Genomic DNA, 16550 nt, shown 5'->3' on the forward strand with positions numbered 1-16550 from the left:
GTTTCTTGACTCCTGTATAGCCCTTTGGGTAGATTTTGAGAAAGCGTTTTCTGAAACGGATTCCTCACCGGCTGATCAACACCGGTACAGATCCGACGCGCCTTCGCCATCCTCATCAACCAAACAACAGGCAGGTCAGTGAGCAAGGATTCCCGGCCGGTCCGGCCCAGTGCAATTGCAGGCTTTGAGAACTGGCCTGCCTACGTCCTGGACCGACCGCGCTTCCAGGCAGCCACCCCGGCGGCGCAGGAACTGTCGGACGCACTGGGTGTCCCGTCCATTGTCCCACCGGCGGACGTAACCGTCCGTTGCGAGGAAACGCACGGCGGCGTGACAACCTCCCGGTTGAGCTGGCAGTTGGGCTTCGGTCCCCCCACCACGGGCTGGCTTGTGCGCCCGGCCGGGAGCTCCGGCCCGCTGCCCGGCGTGCTGGCACTGCACTGCCACGGCGGAAACAAGTTCGGCGGGGCCGACCGGCTGGTCGACCTTCCCGAATCCCACCCATCCGCGGCAGCGGCCCGGACCGGACACTACGGAGGGCGCGCACTGGCCACGGACGTTGCCCGCCGGGGCTTCGCCGTCCTGGCCCATGACACCTTCTCCTGGGGCAGCCGGCGCTTCGATCTGTCCACGCCGCCGTGGAGGACGGAAGCCGCACTGGAGGCAAGGAAGTCGCAATGGCGGGAGGCCGGCATCGAACCTTCTGACGCGGACCTGTATAACGCCGCCGCCGGAATCCACGAGGACACGGCGGCCAAGGCCGCTGGCCTGCTGGGCACCAGCCTGGCGGGGATGGCGGCCCATGACGACCTTGCCGCCCTGGACATCCTTGCCGGCCTGCCCGGAGTGGACGCGGAGCGGCTGGGCTGCATCGGGTTCTCAGGCGGCGGCGGCCGTGCCCTGGCCCTGGCGGTCCTCAGCCCGCGGATCCGGAACTACGTGATCACGTGCATGATGACCACGTTCCAGTCGCTGCTGCCTGCCTACCTCGATGCCCATTCCTGGCTGCTCCAGACCCCAGGTCTGTGGGCGGTGGGCGACTGGCCGGAACTGACCGGCAGATCCGCTGCCCAAGGATTCCTGGTGCAGTACGCGCTGGCCGATGAGCTGTTCCCCGAAGAAGGAATGCGCCAGGCCCACCAGATCCTGGAATCCCTGCACGGGCGCGAAAGCTATACGGGCAGCTTCTGGCCCGGCGGCCATGTGTTTACTGCGGCGATGCAGAATGAAGCCATCAGTTACCTGTCCACGACCCTGCGCGCCGCCCGGACCACCCTTCATCCCCTACCCACCACTTAGCCACCGAGGACCTCGATGATTCCGCACCACGCTCCCACGGCACCCGCTAACCCCCCAGCGGCAGGCGAAAGCCCTGTTCCGGCGGCCCTCCCGCGCGTCGCGCTCGTCGGCGTGCACGGCTTCGGCGAACGGCATCTGTCCAACTTGGCCCGGCTTGCAGCAGCCGGCGTCCTGGACCTCGTGGCGGTGGCAGACCCTCATCCGCCGGAGGCGGGCACGCTGGGCAACTCTGTGGGGGTCTTCGACTCCTTGGACCAGTTGCTGGCATCTGAATCGGCACCCGACGTGATCATCCTGGCCACGCCCATCCAGACCCACGCGCCCCTGGCCCTGGCCGCCCTCGCTGCGGGAGCCGATGTGTACGTGGAAAAACCGCCGGTGGCCTCCATGGCGCAATTCCAGGAGGTGCTGGCAGCGGCGGAAGCCTCGGGCCGTCGTGTGCAGGTGGGGTTCCAGAGCCTGGGATCCTTGGCCCTGCCCGCGATGCGCGCGTCCATCGAATCCGGCGACATCGGAGACGTCCTGGGCCTGAGTGCAACAGGCATGTGGCTCCGCACCAAGGGCTACTTCAAGCGTTCCCGCTGGGCGGGCAAGCGCAGCCTTGACGGGACCGATGTGGTGGACGGCGTGGCTACCAACGCCCTGGCACATGCCGTGGCCACCGGGCTGCACATGGCCGGGGCACACACAATTGCCGATGTGGCCTCCGTGGAGACGGACCTCTACCGCGCCCACAACACCCAGAGCGACGACACCTCCGTGATCCGAGTTCGCACCGCTGCAGGCCAGACCCTGCTGTGCGCGCTCACGCTCTGCGCCCCCGAACAACAGCACCCTTCGGTGACGGTCCACGGCACCCGGGGGGATATCACGTTCTACTACACCCAAGACGATGTCCGCACCACAACACCGGCCGGCGAGCGCCGCGAAACCTTCGGGCGGACCGACCTGCTGGAGAACCTGCTTGCCGCCCGGACCGCCGGCGAACCCCTGCTCTGCGCCCTGGCTGATACCGGCGCGTTCACCGCCGTACTGGAGGCGATCCGAACGGCCCCGGACCCGCTGGAGATCAGCCCCGACTACACCACCTGGCATGGCGACGGCGACAACGCCCACCCTGTGGTCAACGGCATCCCTGAGCTGATAGCACGTGCAGCCAAGGCGCAGGCCACCTTCGCCGAACTGAGTGTCCCGTGGGCGCGCAGCCTGCCGCCGGCCCGGACGTTCGCCGTCGACGGCAAGCCCGTCGCCGGGTACCAGGACGGCAGCCGGATCCGCGCCTCCTGCTCGCCCCGCCCCTACCTCCACCCCGTCAGCACGCTCGGGGGCACCGTGGTCACGGACCACCAGCCCCTGGATCATGTGTGGCATCTGGGCGCCGGCGTGGCCCTCCAGGACGTGGCCGGCGTCAACTTCTGGGGCGGCCGCACTTACACGCGGGAAGCGGGCGGGTACGTCTGGCGGCCGGACCACGGCAGCATCGTGCGGACCGGCGAGGGTATCCCGGGCGAGCCATCCCAGGGCGATCCATCCCCGGGCGGCGGTGAGCTGACCGAGTCCCTGTCCTGGAACGGCCCGGACGGCGCTCCCCTCCTGACCGAGCAGCGCACGTGGACGTGGGCCGGCGTCGGACCTTCCCTCTGGCGCCTCACGCTGGACTTCGCCCTCTCCCCCGCCGGGAACCGGCCCGTGAGCCTCGGCAGCCCGGGTTCCAACGGCCGCGAGGGCGGCGGGTATGGCGGGTTCTTCTGGCGCCTCCCCGCATGTTCCGGAGCGAGGGTGTGGACCCCGGCCGGAGCCGGGGAAGCCGAGGTCCACGGCAGCGTCACGCCGTGGCTCGCCTGGTCCGGCAGCTTCACTGCAGGACCAGCCGAGGGCGGCAGTGACCCCGGCAGCGCCGCGGGCGTTGGCACCGTTGCCGGCGCCGCCACGCTGGTATTCGTCCCCGCAGCGGATTCAACAGACCCGTGGTTCGTCCGGGTGGACGGATACCCGGGGGTCGGACAGTCGCTGGCCTGGGATGAGCCGGTCATCGCCCGCCCCGGCGCCCCGGTGCACCGCACCGTGAGCGTGTATATCGCCGACGGAATCCTCAGCACCGAAGACATCCAGACACTGACCACATCACAGGGGGACGACTCATGAGCCAGACCATCACCGCCACGCCAACCGCCGGAACGCCGAGCCCCGACTCACCGAGCACCGGCAAACGCACGGCGCCGGCCTCCGCCGCGGACCGAGCCGTCAAGCGGCGTAGGGTCCTGGATATCCTGGACGCCGAGGGCCGGGACTCGTTGCTGCTGACCACCCACACGGCCCTGACCTGGTACCTGGACGGGAGCCGCGTGCACATCAGCCTGGCCGGTGACCCCATCGCCGCGCTGCTGGTGGACCGGGAGGGTGACCATCTGGTGACGTTCAACAACGAAGCCGGACGGATCGCCGCAGAGGAGCTCCCTGCCGGGGTCTCCCTGCACTCCGTTCCCTGGTACGGGAACCTGCACGAGGCAGCGGCCGCCGTCGGGCAAGCTTCCCGGGCGGGCGCGGGATCCCCGCTCGCCGAGTCCGCGGTGACCGCGGGGCTACGGGCCGCCCGGCAGCAGCTGCTCCCCGGCGAGTCCGCCCGCTATGCGCAGCTCAGCGCAGAAATGGCCGGCATCATGACCGACGTGCTCTCCGCCGCCCGGCCGGAAACTACCGAATTCGGGCTGGTCTCCGCCCTGGCCGCCCGTGTGGTCGCCGTCGGCGCGGAACCCCTGGTGCTCCTGTGCAACGGCAGCTCCCGGAGCGACTTCCGCCACCCGCTGGCCACCCACGCGCCCCTCGGCCGCCGCGCCATGGCCGTGATCTGCGCCCGCCGGGACGGCCTGGTCGCCAATCTCACCCGTTGGGTGAGGTTCGACGCCGGCACCCCGGAAGAACTCGACGCCGAGGCCCGGATCGCCGCTGTTGAGGCGGACATTTTTGACGCCACCGTTCCCGGCGCCCGGCTGGACCGGGTCTTCGACGAGATCAAGGCAGCCTACGCGCGGCACGGATTCGGCGCGGAGCAGTGGGAGCAGCATCACCAGGGCGGACCGGCCGGCTATGCGGGACGGGATCCTCGCGTCACCGCGTCCGCCACGGACTCCGTCGTAACCAACCAGCCGTTCACCTGGAACCCGTCGGGACCCGGGGTGAAGGTCGAGGACACGGTCCAGCTGACCGAGTCCGGCGTGAAGGTCCTGACACTGGACGACCGCTGGCCCGCTACAACGGTCAACGGCCTGCTGCGGCCAGTCACCCTCCAGCTGTAGGGGCGCACGCTCCCTCAGATCCTGCACCAAAACGCGAAACGCTCTCTCAGTTGTAGCCGCAGTACCGGCAACAACTGAGAGAGCGTTTCGATTAAACCCGCATCAACTGAGAGGGCGTTGCTAGGGGAGGCGGAGCTTCCCGTCCACGCGGCGCGGGATGCCCAGCGGGTTGCCGTCGCGCAGGGCCGGGTGCAGCACCGCTTCGGGAGCATCCTGGTAGGCAACGGGGCGCTGGAACCGGCGGACCGCCGTCGCCCCCACCGAGGTGAACAGGGACGTTGTGGCGGGGTACGGGCCCCCGTGCTGCTGTGCCCAGTTCACTGCGACGCCGGTAGGCCAGCCATCGAAGAGGACTCGGCCGGCCAGGCCGGAGAGCTGCTCCACGAGCTCAGCGACGTCCTCCCCCGGCTGGTGGTGGACGGTGGCGGTCAGGCTGCCGGGAACCTTGGCCAGGACAGCTGAGAGCTCTTCCTGGTCGGCGTATTCGATCAGCAGCGTCGTGGGCCCGAAACACTCCTCGAGCAGCTCGTCCGGGTGCTGCAGGACACTGGTGGCGGAGGTGGAGAACACCACGGGCGCGGCGCCGTCGCGTGTTGCGTCCTGGTCCGCGGTGCCGCTGACGATCTGCACGCCAGGCAGCGAAGCCACGCTGCGCAGTCCTTCCGGGTAGGCATCGGAGATCCGGGCGGTGAGCATGGCCGCCGCCGGCTTGTCTTTACTGGCCTCTGCCAGCTCCGCGCCGAAGCCGGTCCCGGCCGGGAGGAACACCAGTCCGGGCTTGGTGCAGAACTGCCCGGCGCCCATCGTAAACGAGGCTGCGAGTCCTGCCGCCAGCTGGCTGGACCGCTGGGCCAGTGCCGCCGCGGTGATGACCACCGGGTTCAGGCTGCCCAACTCGCCGTAGAACGGAATGGGGTCGGGCCGGGAGACCGCGAGGTCAAACAGCGCCCGGCCGCCCGGGATGGAACCGGTGAAGCCGACAGCCTTGATGGCCGGATCCTGCACCAGCGCCGTGCCCAGCTCCCGGCCGCTGACCACCGCAAACAGTCCCTCCGGGGCTCCGGCGGAACGCAGGGCCTCGGTGACAACTTCGGCTGTCCGCTCGGACAGCTTCAGGTGGCCCGAGTGTGCCTTGACGATCACCGGTGAGCCCACTGCCAGGGCGGACGCTGTATCTCCGCCTGCCACGGAAAACGCGAACGGGAAGTTGGAGGCCGAGAAGACGGCCACCGGCCCGATGGGCCGCAGGATGCGGCGCAGGTCCGGCTTGGGCGGGGTGGCGGACGGGTCCGCATGGTCAATGATTGCCTCCAGGTAGGAGCCCTCGGTGATCACCCGGGCGAAAAGCCGCAGCTGCCCGGATGTGCGGGCGACTTCGCCGGTCAGCCGGGTGGTGCCGAGACTGGTCTCCGCATCGGCGATCTCCACGAGTTCGGTCACATTGGCGTCCAAGGCGTCGGCGACGGCGGTGAGCCAGCCGGCGCGCTCGGCGTCCGAGGCCGCCCCCGCAAGGGCGGCGGCCCGGGTGGCGGCAGCCGTGAGTTCTGAGAGGGAAAGAGTTGCAGTAGTCACTGGAGTTACCTGTTCATCGTCGTGAATCGTCGTGTCTGCGGTCATCGGTTCCGCGGTGAGCCCGCTGCGGTTATCAGCTGCGGCCATCAGCACGGCGGGTTCTCCGTGAAGCGAAAACCCAAGCCCGGCTGGTCCGTGAGGGTCAGGCGGCTGTTACCAAAGCGCACCGGTGAGGGTCCTGCCAGGACGCCCAGCTGTTCGAAGGACGCATCTTCCACGTCCTCCACCAGGGTACTTTCGGCCAGCGTGAGCGCAAGCTGTCCGGACAGCTCCGGCAGCAGGTGGGGCATCACCCGGATGCTGTTGGTCCGGGCCAGCTCCACGATCCGGCGGAACGGCGTGATGCCGCCCACCCGAATGATATTGGGCTGGATGATGTCCACCGCCTCCGCTTCAATGAAATCGCGGAACCGGTAGATGGTGTGGAGGTTTTCGCCCAGGGCGATGGGCACCGGTGAATGCCTCCGCAGCCTGCGGTACGCCCAAAGGTCGTCCGCGCGGATCGGCTCTTCGAGCCATTCCAGCCCGTACACTGCGAGCGCGTCCAGGGCCTTGAACGTGGTGGGAAGGTCCCACCGTTGGTTGGCGTCAATCATCAGCTTGCGGTCCGGGCCGAGCACGGACCGAACGGCCGCCACCCGCTCGGCATCCTCGCGGATATCGGGCTTGCCCACCTTGATCTTGACCGCCCGGTGACCTGCGGCAACCCAGCGTTCGGTCTGGGCCACCAGCTCCTCCAGCGTGTAGTGCAAGTTCACCCCGGAGCCGTACACTTCGGCGGAATCCTGCCGCTGGCCCAGCAGACCTGTCACCGAAGAACCGGCCCGGCGGGCCTGCAGGTCCCAGAGGGCAAGGTCGACGCCGGCCATGGCGATCGTGGTCAGCCCCCCGCCGCCGGCCTCATGCAGCCGCTTCCACAACGTGTCCCACACGGTCTCGGGATTGGCGGGCAGTCCGGTGACGAACGACGCGATGTCGTAGTCGAGGAGCGCTTTGACAGCCTGCGGGCCGATGGTGGGGGTCCAGGAGAATCCGTGCCCCGCGCCGCCGTCGTCCGTCCGGAGCTCCGTGACGATCACGTGGTTTTCCGGCGCGTCCGCTCCCCAGCTGCGGCGCAGTGGCACTGTCAGGATGCGGGTGGTCAGGCCGGTGATGACCGGTGCAGCCCGGACGGTTTCGACGGCGGGTGCACTCATCAGCGGCCGGCCAGCTCGTGCCCCTTGGCCAGGATGGCCTTTAGCTGGACCAGCTGGTCCTCGGAGGGATCCATCAGCGGCGGCCGGACCGGGCCGACAGGAAGTCCGCCAAGCCGCAGGCCCGCCTTGACGAGCGAGACACCGAAGCCGGGCGTCTGGTCACGGAGCCGCACCAGCGGAGCGTAAAAGCCCTCCAGGAGGGCGTTGCGGCGGTCCTCGTCACCGGAAATGTAGGCGTCGTAGTAGGCCTTGGCGATCTCCGGTGCCATGGCGAACGCAGCCGATGAGTAGAGCGGGATGCCCAGCCCGCGGTAGGCGCCCTGCGTCAGTTCGGCGGTCAGCAGGCCGTTGAAGAATGCGAAATCCTCGCGTCCGGTGGCCCGGACCGCGGACACAATTTCCTGGGCCAGGCCAACATCGCCGAGCCCGTCCTTGAAGCCGATCACCTTGGGGTTGGCGGCCAGGCGGACCATGGACGCGGCAGTGAACTTGGCATTGCCGCGGTGGTAGACGATCACCGGGAGGCTGCTGGCGTCCGCCACTGCCTCGATGTAGGCCACCAGGCCGTCCGTGGGTCCGGTGACCAGGTACGGCGGGAGGACCAAGAGTGCGTCGGCACCGGCTTCGTCGGCCACGCGGGCGGCGGCAAGGGCGTGGCCCAGGGGCCCGCCGGCCCCGGCAACGACGGGTACCTTTCCGGCCACAACCTCGACGGCGGCGCTCACCACGGTGCGTACCTCGTCGATGCTCAGGGCATGGAACTCGCCGGTCCCGCAGGCGGGAAACACGCCGCCGGGTCCGAAGGGGAGCCTGGAGCCGATGTGCTCCTTGAGGAGCTCCACGTCGACGGCGCCTTCCGGCGTGAACGGGGTGACGGGGAAAAACAGGACGCCGTCGAATTTCATGATGTCTCCTTGGATCCGGCTGTGACCAGCAGGGCAGTTGTCTCGTCGTTGAGGGTGGTGCTTGTCTTCAGTTCGGTCCGCCAGGTGCGCTTGGGTTCCCAGCCGAGCAGGTCCCGGGCCTTGGTGATGGCGAAGGCCGGGCTGGAGCCGGTCAGGCCGGCGGCCACGGCCTCGCTTCCGGGCAGGAAGCGGGGCATCAGCCCGGCCAACGGGGCGGTGGCGAGGGCGTCTGCAGCTCCGACGAAGAAGGTTTCCCCGTTGGGAATGGAGTCCATCTTCTGCAGGAGCACGTCCAGGAAATCGGCAACATCGCGGGCGTCCACGTAGTTGAACAGCGCCGGTGCGGACAGGGCGGGATCGGCGAGGCGCTCGGCCACGGTGTGGCCCTGCTGTGTGGGCGCGCCGTCCCATTCCTCGGGCGAGATGACATAGCACGGTCGGAAAGCGGCGTACCTGATCTTCTCCCCCTGCGCCGCGGCAAACATCCGCACTGTCTGTTCGGCGATCAGCTTGGACAGCGCGTAGGCGTTCCACGGCTTCGGCGTGGTGCGTTCGTCCAGCGGGAAGCTGTCCGGCACCCAGCCGGCCGGCGATCCGTAGCCCAGCACCGTGGGGCTGGATGCCGTGACGATCTTGCCGACGCCCAGCTCCGTGGCGGCGCTGATGACCGCATAGGCGAGACGGGTGTTGGTGGCAAAGATGACGTCTTCCGGTGCGCTGAACGGGACGGCGATCGCGGCGAGGTGGATGACGGCGTCGGGCCTGGTCTCCTGGAGGAGGCGCAGGGCCTCGCCCGGTGCCAGCAGATCGCCGGTTACCTGCACGACGCCGGCCGGCAGCTGATCCGCCGGGATGGCGTCACGGTCCACCGAGAAGACGTTGTGGCCGGCGTCGGCGAGCCCGGCCACAACGCTGCGACCCAGCCGGCCGGAGCCGCCGGTGACAAAAATCCTGCTCATATTGGTTCCTTAAGTTTCAGAAGGGCCGCGGCCCGGCGGCCGTTAGGCGCGGCGAAGGTCGACGCCGAGATCCAGATCGTCGATACGGACAGGGAGGGAGGACTCCAGCGAGCGGTTGCCGGCGATGCCAACGGACACTGAGCGGAGGCCGTCCAGGTAGCCGGACGGCCGGCCCAGCGGGTCCTCGCCGGGGCCGTTGAAGAGGTCCGAGAGGAGGAGTGCGTCGCCGCCGCCGTGGCCGCCTTCGCCGTTGACGATCGGAACTTCATAGGCAGCTTCCCAGTGGCGCTGGACCACGAGGCGCTCACCGTTGCGGCGGATGGCGTCCTCTTCCTCGACGGGGGTGGCCGAGGGGTCCACCACCGTTTTCTTGTCCGTGCTGCTCAGGACGGCGGCGCGTTCCACCACTTCCAGTTCCGCCCGGCCTTCGGTGCCGTTGACCGCAACGCGGTAGCCCTCCCACGGGCTGTGCGCGTTCAGGGAGTAGCTCAGGCGCGGACCGTTCTGGTACTCCACCACAAGGGCAAGGTTGTCTTCGATGGTGATGCCGCCGGAGAAGACATCCTGGTCCCGGCGGTAACCGTCGTGGTGCTCGTTGTCCAGGAAGAGGGCCTTGAGCCGCTCATCGTCACGGAGGTCCAGCGCAAACGGATCCTTGTCCCCGGTGGCGGGAGCGCCGGCGTCTGGCGTTCCCCGCTCGGGGCGGGGGCCCAGCCCGCGCTCGGCCGCGTTGTGGTCGCCGTAGAACTTCAGCCCACCGGAGGCAAAAACGCGCTCCGGGACATCGCTGAGCCACCAGTTGACCAGGTCGAAGTGGTGGGATGCCTTGTGGATCAGCAGGCCGCCGGAGTTCTTCTTTTCACGGTGCCAGCGGCGGAAGTAGTCCGCGCCGTGGACCGTGTCCAGGACCCAGCTGAAGTCGATGGAGGTGACCTTGCCGATCACGCCGCTCTGGATGATTTGCTTCAGGGCGCTGTTGCGCGGTGAGTAGCGGTAGTTGAACGTGACCACGACGTTGCGGCCGGTTTCCGCCACGGCCCTGGTGATGCGGCGGCAGCCCTCGGCGTCGATGGTGAGGGGTTTTTCGACGACGACGTCCGCCCCCGCCTCCAGGGACTCCACGATGTAGTCAGCGTGGGTGTAGTCCGGAGTGGTGACGACAACGCGGTCGATGCTGTTGGCCTGGATGAAGGCGGTGAGATCGGCGGGGTCAAAGGAAGCCACCGGACCTGGGGCCCCCAGTTCCTGGATGAGTTTCTGGAAGTACTCGACCCTGCCGGGGTTAACGTCCGAGAACGCCACCAGTTCTGCGGTGTCAGCGTGGTCGCCGAAGATGGCGCGGATGTACATCTCGGAGCGTCCACCGGTGCCGATCAAGGCAATGCGTGACCTCGTGCGTTCGCCCGGCCCCGGAGCGGCTTCGGCTTCGTCGCCCGTCAGCGGAGCGGATGTGGAGGCAGCGGTAGCAGAACTCGATTCGGCTGTGTTGACCATGAGGACCCTTTCGAAGGCGTCAATACTCGGCCGGGCTGCGGCCGCTGGTGGTGCTCTGGAATGGCTTGGAACGTGGTGCTTGCAACTGCGGTGCCGTGGATGTGGAGCAGATTCCGTTCAGCACTGAGAAAGCGTTTTCTCGCAGCCGCTACATGATTTCTATCAATAGACGCGCTGTCCCGTCAAGCCTTATGCTATCTGAGAGAAAGCGTTTTCTAGCCGTGGCGCCGGATCGGTTGCGGTTCGGCCGCAGCACGGCTCGCCGGGGAAATGGAAACCGGTTTCTGAGAGCGCTGTATGCTTTCCCTCGGGCGCCGGGTCATTACGGGGGCCTGGACTGACGAAAGGCGGGCCCATGGCCAGAAAATCTGCCACTGGCAGGATCGGCATTGCGGACGTTGCCCTGAAAGCGGGCGTCTCGCACGCCACGGTTTCACGTGTAATGAACGGAAACTTCACCGTGGACCCGGAGATCGCGGCACGCGTGCGGGAGGCCGCCGTCGAACTTAAATACCAGCCCAACCCGGTCGGCCGAAGCCTCGCACTGGGCAAGACGGACACCATCGGCATCGTGGTGCCGGACCTTGCCAACCCCACGTTCCAGGCTATCCTGCGCGGGTTGAGCCGGGCTGCGGCCGAGGATGGGTACCGCGTCCTGATTGCCGATTCGTTCGAGGTCCCCAGCGAGGAAGCAATCCTGGCCGGCGAGGCCCGCCGCCGCTGCGATGGATTGGTGCTCTGCGCCCCGCGCATGACTGATGCCGAACTCGAAGAAATCGCACCGTCGCTGCACCCGCTGGTCCTGATCAACCGGACGACGGCGGCTGCCGGGGTTCCCAGCCTCGTGGTCGACTACGGGCAGGGCGTGCAGGACCTCGCCGAGCATCTGGCGGGCCTCGGCCATACGCGACTGGCCTTCCTCGCCGGCCCTGCAGGCAGTGCCTCCAACCGGCTCCGGCTCGAGGGCCTGGAGGCGTTCAGGAACAGGCATCCGCAGGTGGAGGTCAGCATGCTCGACGGCGGATCAGACTTCGATACCGGCCATGAGGCCGTGGACGCAGTCCTGGACAGCGGCGCCACCGGCATCCTGGCCTTCAATGACCTTGTGGCCATGGGCCTGATGAGCGGACTCCATGAACGCGGAGTGAGCGTTCCCGGCGACATTTCGATCACCGGCTTCGATGACATCCCCTTCGCCCGCTACACCACGCCCACCCTGACCACCGCCGCCGTGCCCATCTCCGAGCTGGGCGGCCAGGCCTGGCACCAGCTGCGGGCGCTGATCCGCAAGGAAGATCTCGAAACGGCGGACACCCGGTACCAGCCGCGCCTCGAAATCAGGGCCAGCAGCGGCCCCTCCCCCGCGGACCTCGCCCCGTGACATGACATCCCGGCGGGTCAGGCCTTCGCGTCGGGCCTGACCCCGGCCTCCGCGTAGTAGCCCTCGATATGGTCCGCGACCAGCTGCGCCGCGCGGCCGCCGTCGTGGTTGGAGATGGCCGCCAGGATGCCCCGGTGCTCGGCCCGGAGCCGCGCCGCCGTCGCATCCCAGTTTTGGAGGTTTCCGGTCAGCCGCCCGGCATAGTCCTGGATGGCTTCGCGGAGGGAGCCCATCATGGCGCTGACGACGGCGTTGCCTGCGGCTTCCGCCAGGGCCAGGTGGAAGCGGACATCCAGGGCCAGGAAAGCCTCCGTCTCGGCGCAACTGTCCATCTGCTCCAGCAGCCGGGCCGCCTCGGCCAGGGCGGGCGACTCCGGGCGCGCCCGGGAAGCGGCCCAGGATTCGAGCAGCACGCGCGTCTCCACAATGTCCTTGACCGGCAGGTGCGAGGTGGCGACGTGCAGCCGGAGCGCCGAGCCCAGCGCCGCCGTCGGGTCGGCGATCACGACGGTCCCCGCCTCCGGACCCGACCCCACGCCGGCCCGGAGCACACCCATGGCCTCCAGGACGCGGATGGCCTCACGGACCGAGGTGCGGGAGACCTGGAGCTGCTCGGCGAGGGAACGCTCGGCCGGAAGCCGTCCGCCCAGGGCCAGCTGACCGCTGGAGAGCTGGCCCTCGATCCACTGCAGGACAAGCTGGTGGGTACGCATGGGCCCATCCTACTTGATGTGGTTGGACCACACGCCTAGACTGTGGTTGGACCACACTCCCCCGGTGGCTGGGTTTTAGTTTTAGTCCGGCGGGGATCCCGACATCCAGGAACACGAGACCTGCCCGGAGGCAGCAATGACGCAGACCATCGAGCCCGGCAACCCCGAGGCGCCCACCCAGCCCGAAGACACCGGCGCGGGCACGCGCTCCGCCGCAGCCATCCCGGGGATCATTCCGGCGGCCCTCAAGCGCCGGGTCCCCAAGTACTCGGACCTCGCCCCGCTGATGCAGTTCAAGAAGCCCGAGTTCAGCCGCGCCGCCCGGCTGCGGCGCGCCAGCACCATCTGGGACCTCCGCGACCAGGCCAAGCGCCGCACCCCGCAGGCCCCGTTCGACTACACCGACGGCGCGGCCGAAGCGGAGATCACCCTGCGCCGCGCCCGCGAGGCGTTCCTGGACATCGAGTTCCGGCCCGGCATCCTCCGTAATGTCTCCAAAATAGACCTGACCACCGACATCCTCGGCAAGACGTCCCGGCTGCCGGTCGGCATCGCGCCCACCGGCTTCACCCGGATGATGCATTCCGAGGGCGAATACGCCGGTTCCCAGGCCGCCGCGGCCGCCGGCATCCCGTACACGCTCTCCACCATGGGCACAGCCTCCATCGAGGACGTCGCCGCCGCCGCACCGGACGGCCGGAACTGGTTCCAGCTCTACCTGTGGACCGACCGCGACCGCTCGCTGGAGCTGATCGAGCGCGCGGCCAGGGCCGGCAACGACACCCTGATGGTCACCGTGGACACCGCCGTCGCCGGTGCCCGGCTGCGCGACGTCCGCAACGGCATGACCATCCCGCCGGCGCTGACGATCAAGACCGTGCTGGACGCCTCCTACCGGCCGGCGTGGTGGTTCAACTTCCTCACCCACGAGCCGCTGACCTTCGCGTCGCTGTCCCGCTACACCGGAACCGTCGCGGACCTGATCAACTCGATGTTCGACCCCACCCTGACGTTCGATGACCTCGACTGGCTGCGCGAAACCTGGAAGGGCAAGCTCGTCGTCAAGGGCATCCAGACCGTGGAGGACGCCCGCCGGGTCGTGGACCACGGGGCCGACGGCGTGGTGCTCTCCAACCACGGCGGACGCCAGCTGGACCGCGCCCCGATCCCGTTCCACCTGCTCCCGGACGTGAAGGCGGCGTTCGAGGCGGACAACAGCGACGCGGCGATCATCCTGGACACCGGCATCATGAGCGGCGCGGATATCATCGCCGCGCTGGCCCTGGGGGCCGACTTCACGATGATCGGCCGCGCCTACCTCTACGGCCTGATGGCTGGCGGGCGGGCCGGCGTGGACCGGGCCATCGAGATCCTGGAGAAGGACATGCTCCGCACCATGGCCCTGCTGGGTGTCAGCCGGATCTCGGAGCTGACCCCGGATCACGTGCGGCTGCTCTCCAAGTAGCCTGCGCGGACACAACAAAGGCGGCCGTGTTCTTGAGAACGCGGCCGCCTTTGTTGTGTCCGGGCCGGGGGTAAGCCCGGGGGCGTCCCGGCGGCGCCCTGCAGCGCGGAAGTCCGGGCCTAGATCAGCCCCTGGGCGAGCATCGCGTCGGCCACCTTCACGAAGCCGCCGATGTTCGCGCCCAGCACGTAGTTCCCCGGATCCCCGTATTCGTCCGCGGTGGCCGCGCAGCGGTCGTGGATCCCGACCATGATCTTGGTGAGCCTGTCCTCGGTGTGCGCGAACGACCAGGAATCACGGCTGGCGTTCTGCTGCATCTCCAGCGCGGACGTGGCCACGCCGCCCGCGTTGGCGGCCTTGCCGGGGCCGAACAGGACGCCGGCGTCCTGGAACACCGCGACGGCCTCACGGGTCGAGGGCATGTTGGCGCCCTCCGCCACCGCGAGCAGTCCGTTGCGCACCAGCCGGGCCGCGGCGTCGCCGTCGAGCTCGTTCTGCGTGGCGCACGGCAGCGCGACGGTCGCGTCGAGGTCCCAGACGGAGCCGCCGTCCACGTAGTCGACGGCGGAGCGCCGGGCCTCGTAGTCCTTCAGCCGTCCGCGCTCGACCTCCTTGATCTGGCGCAGCAGCGCGACGTCGATCCCGGCCTCGTCCACGACGTAGCCGGAGGAATCCGAGCACGCAACGACGGTGGCGCCGAGGGACTGGGCCTTGGCAATGGCGTTGATGGCGACGTTGCCGGAGCCGGAGACCACCACGCGCTGGCCGTCGAAGGACTGGCCGCGCGTCTTGAGCATCTCCTCGGCAAAGATCACCGTGCCGTAGCCGGTCGCCTCGGGCCGCACCAGCGAGCCGCCCCAGGAAATGCCCTTGCCGGTGAGGACGCCGGATTCGTAGCGGTTGGTGATCCGCTTGTACTGCCCGAAAAGGTAGCCGATTTCCCGGCCGCCGACGCCGATGTCCCCGGCCGGGACGTCGGTGTACTCGCCGATGTGGCGATAGAGCTCGGTCATAAAGGCCTGGCAGAAGCGCATGATCTCGGCGTCCGAGCGTCCGCGCGGGTCGAAGTCGGAGCCGCCCTTGCCGCCGCCGATGGGCATGCCGGTCAGGGCATTCTTGAAGATCTGCTCGAAGCCGAGGAACTTCACGATGCCCAGGTTCACCGAGGGGTGGAAGCGCAGGCCGCCCTTGAAGGGGCCCAATGCCGAGTTGAACTCCACCCGGAAGCCTCTGTTGATCTGGAAGCGGCCGGCGTCGTCGGCCCACGGGACGCGGAAGATGATCTGCCGTTCGGGCTCGCAGAGCCGCTCGAGGACGGCGCCTTCGAGGAACTCGGGGTGGCGGTCGTGGACCGGGCCGAGGCTTTCGAAGACCTCGGTGACCGCCTGGTGGAATTCCCCTTCGCCGGGGTTGCGTGCCAGCACCGTGTCCCGGATGGCTTCAAGCCGTGCGTCCATTGCAACTCCCTAAACCCTGGCGCCCCTCATCGGGCGCAATAAACAAACCCTTCCATGGTGGCACCGGACGGGCGGGGATCTCCATTCGGGCACCGGATGGCACCGCGTGTGACTAAGACGGGGTGGCGCGGGACACAAACAGGCGGGGCGGGCAGAAACGGGCCGGCGGGCAGAACCGGGAGCGGCGGGCAGAACCGGGAGCGGCCGGCAGAACCGGGCGGGGCTACTTCTTGCGGCCGAACTTCGGCAGGCTGGCCAGGAGGTCGGCGGCCCGGGTTGCGGCCCGGCCGACGGTCCGGCCGATCTGCTGCGGCATTTTGTCCTCGCCTGCCGTGCCGACCGGAAGAACGACGGCGGGGCTCAGCGGGCTTCCGGCGGGCCGTCCGGCGAGTGCGGCGGCGGGCTGCGATGCCGGGGCGGCGTGCTGCGATGCCGGTGTGGCGGGCGGGGTGGCTGTGACGGCTGCGGCGAGGGAGTCCGGCACGGGGACGGGCTGAAGCCGGGGTTCGGCCGCCCGCGCCGGCGACGGCTCCGGGGTGGCGGCAGCGCCGACGTCGAACGTCTCCAGCCAGCTGGCGATCCCGGCCAGCGGCTTGGGATTGAGTGTGTAGTAGCGCTTCTGGCCCTGGGCGCGCATGCTCACCAGGTCCGCTTCGCGGAGAACTTTCAGATGCTTGGAAATGGTGGGCTGGCTGGCCTCGAGCTCCTGGACCAGCTCCCCCACTGCTTTGTCCCCCTTGCGGAGGGACACCAGAATGTCACGCCGGGTTGCCTCAGCAATGACGGCAAATACGTCGTCTGTCACCATGCCCT

Annotated in this window: 13 protein-coding genes; 5 read left to right on the forward strand and 8 right to left on the reverse strand. The window is 68.7% G+C overall.

Going from position 1 to position 16550, the window contains the following annotated elements; genetic code table 11:
* Positions 1-138 precede the first annotated feature (138 nt).
* From J2W14_RS09145 to J2W14_RS09155, 3 genes are read left to right on the forward strand one after another with little or no spacing between them, the layout of a single operon-like run.
* Complete coding sequence (locus J2W14_RS09145) at positions 139-1299, forward strand: acetylxylan esterase (protein ID WP_307461434.1); 1161 nt, start codon at positions 139-141, stop codon at positions 1297-1299.
* A 15-nt stretch (positions 1300-1314) separates the two neighbouring features.
* Positions 1315-3444, forward strand: coding sequence for a DUF6807 family protein (locus J2W14_RS09150; RefSeq protein ID WP_307461436.1), 2130 nt, complete (start codon positions 1315-1317; stop codon positions 3442-3444).
* On the forward strand, positions 3441-4595 hold the full coding sequence (locus J2W14_RS09155; protein WP_307461438.1) for a M24 family metallopeptidase: 1155 nt from the start codon (positions 3441-3443) through the stop codon (positions 4593-4595). Before J2W14_RS09150 ends, J2W14_RS09155 begins: the two co-directional genes overlap by 4 nt.
* Before the next feature lie 120 nt (positions 4596-4715).
* On the opposite strand, the gene J2W14_RS09160 is transcribed toward J2W14_RS09155, so the two are convergent.
* The 5 genes from J2W14_RS09160 to J2W14_RS09180 form a co-directional block, all read right to left on the reverse strand.
* Positions 4716-6167 carry an aldehyde dehydrogenase (NADP(+)) gene (locus J2W14_RS09160; protein ID WP_307461440.1) on the reverse strand — a complete coding sequence of 484 codons (1452 nt, stop codon included), beginning with the start codon at positions 6165-6167 and terminating at the stop codon, positions 4716-4718.
* A gap of 86 nt (positions 6168-6253) precedes the next feature.
* Positions 6254-7363, reverse strand: a complete 1110-nt coding sequence (locus tag J2W14_RS09165; RefSeq protein WP_307461441.1) for a mandelate racemase/muconate lactonizing enzyme family protein — start codon at positions 7361-7363, stop codon at positions 6254-6256.
* Complete coding sequence (locus tag J2W14_RS09170; protein ID WP_307461443.1) at positions 7363-8268, reverse strand: 5-dehydro-4-deoxyglucarate dehydratase; 906 nt, start codon at positions 8266-8268, stop codon at positions 7363-7365. The genes J2W14_RS09165 and J2W14_RS09170 overlap by 1 nt, the downstream gene beginning before the upstream one ends.
* Complete coding sequence (locus J2W14_RS09175) at positions 8265-9227, reverse strand: NAD-dependent epimerase/dehydratase family protein (RefSeq protein WP_307461445.1); 963 nt, start codon at positions 9225-9227, stop codon at positions 8265-8267. Before J2W14_RS09175 ends, J2W14_RS09170 begins: the two co-directional genes overlap by 4 nt.
* Before the next feature lie 42 nt (positions 9228-9269).
* Complete coding sequence (locus J2W14_RS09180; protein WP_307461447.1) at positions 9270-10721, reverse strand: Gfo/Idh/MocA family protein; 1452 nt, start codon at positions 10719-10721, stop codon at positions 9270-9272.
* Between the two features lie 355 nt (positions 10722-11076).
* On the opposite strand from J2W14_RS09180, the gene J2W14_RS09185 reads away from it, so the two are divergent.
* Entirely contained in the window at positions 11077-12102 is a 1026-nt protein-coding gene (locus J2W14_RS09185; RefSeq protein WP_307461449.1) for a LacI family DNA-binding transcriptional regulator, read from the forward strand.
* Positions 12103-12119: 17 nt separating this feature from the next.
* Here the strand turns inward: J2W14_RS09185 and J2W14_RS09190 are convergent, their stop codons facing one another.
* Positions 12120-12815 carry a FadR/GntR family transcriptional regulator gene (locus J2W14_RS09190; RefSeq protein ID WP_307461452.1) on the reverse strand — a complete coding sequence of 232 codons (696 nt, stop codon included), beginning with the start codon at positions 12813-12815 and terminating at the stop codon, positions 12120-12122.
* Positions 12816-12951: 136 nt separating this feature from the next.
* Between J2W14_RS09190 and J2W14_RS09195 the strand changes: the two genes are divergently transcribed.
* Positions 12952-14280, forward strand: a complete 1329-nt coding sequence (locus tag J2W14_RS09195; protein ID WP_307461454.1) for an alpha-hydroxy acid oxidase — start codon at positions 12952-12954, stop codon at positions 14278-14280.
* Positions 14281-14399: 119 nt separating this feature from the next.
* Here the strand turns inward: J2W14_RS09195 and gdhA are convergent, their stop codons facing one another.
* Both gdhA and J2W14_RS09205 read right to left on the reverse strand, forming a co-directional pair.
* The gene (gdhA, locus tag J2W14_RS09200; protein ID WP_307461456.1) at positions 14400-15737 is read right to left on the reverse strand and encodes an NADP-specific glutamate dehydrogenase; all 1338 of its coding nucleotides are present in this window, start codon (positions 15735-15737) and stop codon (positions 14400-14402) included.
* 223 nt (positions 15738-15960) lie between these two features.
* Positions 15961-16545, reverse strand: a complete 585-nt coding sequence (locus J2W14_RS09205) for an ArsR/SmtB family transcription factor (RefSeq protein WP_307461459.1) — start codon at positions 16543-16545, stop codon at positions 15961-15963.
* Positions 16546-16550: the final 5 nt, after the last annotated feature.

Origin of the sequence: Pseudarthrobacter oxydans, from assembly GCF_030812335.1 — a bacterium.
Classification (GTDB): Bacteria; Actinomycetota; Actinomycetes; order Actinomycetales; family Micrococcaceae; genus Arthrobacter; species Arthrobacter oxydans_B.

Coding starts and splice junctions, on each gene's coding strand:
- J2W14_RS09150 (WP_307461436.1), top strand. CDS start 1,315: ATGATTCCGCACCACGCTCCCACGGCACCCGCTAACCCCCCAGCGGCA.
- J2W14_RS09155 (WP_307461438.1), top strand. CDS start 3,441: ATGAGCCAGACCATCACCGCCACGCCAACCGCCGGAACGCCGAGCCCC.
- J2W14_RS09165 (WP_307461441.1), bottom strand. CDS start 7,363: ATGAGTGCACCCGCCGTCGAAACCGTCCGGGCTGCACCGGTCATCACC.
- J2W14_RS09170 (WP_307461443.1), bottom strand. CDS start 8,268: ATGAAATTCGACGGCGTCCTGTTTTTCCCCGTCACCCCGTTCACGCCG.
- J2W14_RS09175 (WP_307461445.1), bottom strand. CDS start 9,227: ATGAGCAGGATTTTTGTCACCGGCGGCTCCGGCCGGCTGGGTCGCAGC.
- J2W14_RS09180 (WP_307461447.1), bottom strand. CDS start 10,721: ATGGTCAACACAGCCGAATCGAGTTCTGCTACCGCTGCCTCCACATCC.
- J2W14_RS09185 (WP_307461449.1), top strand. CDS start 11,077: ATGGCCAGAAAATCTGCCACTGGCAGGATCGGCATTGCGGACGTTGCC.
- J2W14_RS09190 (WP_307461452.1), bottom strand. CDS start 12,815: ATGCGTACCCACCAGCTTGTCCTGCAGTGGATCGAGGGCCAGCTCTCC.
- J2W14_RS09195 (WP_307461454.1), top strand. CDS start 12,952: ATGACGCAGACCATCGAGCCCGGCAACCCCGAGGCGCCCACCCAGCCC.
- gdhA (WP_307461456.1), bottom strand. CDS start 15,737: ATGGACGCACGGCTTGAAGCCATCCGGGACACGGTGCTGGCACGCAAC.
- J2W14_RS09205 (WP_307461459.1), bottom strand. CDS start 16,545: ATGGTGACAGACGACGTATTTGCCGTCATTGCTGAGGCAACCCGGCGT.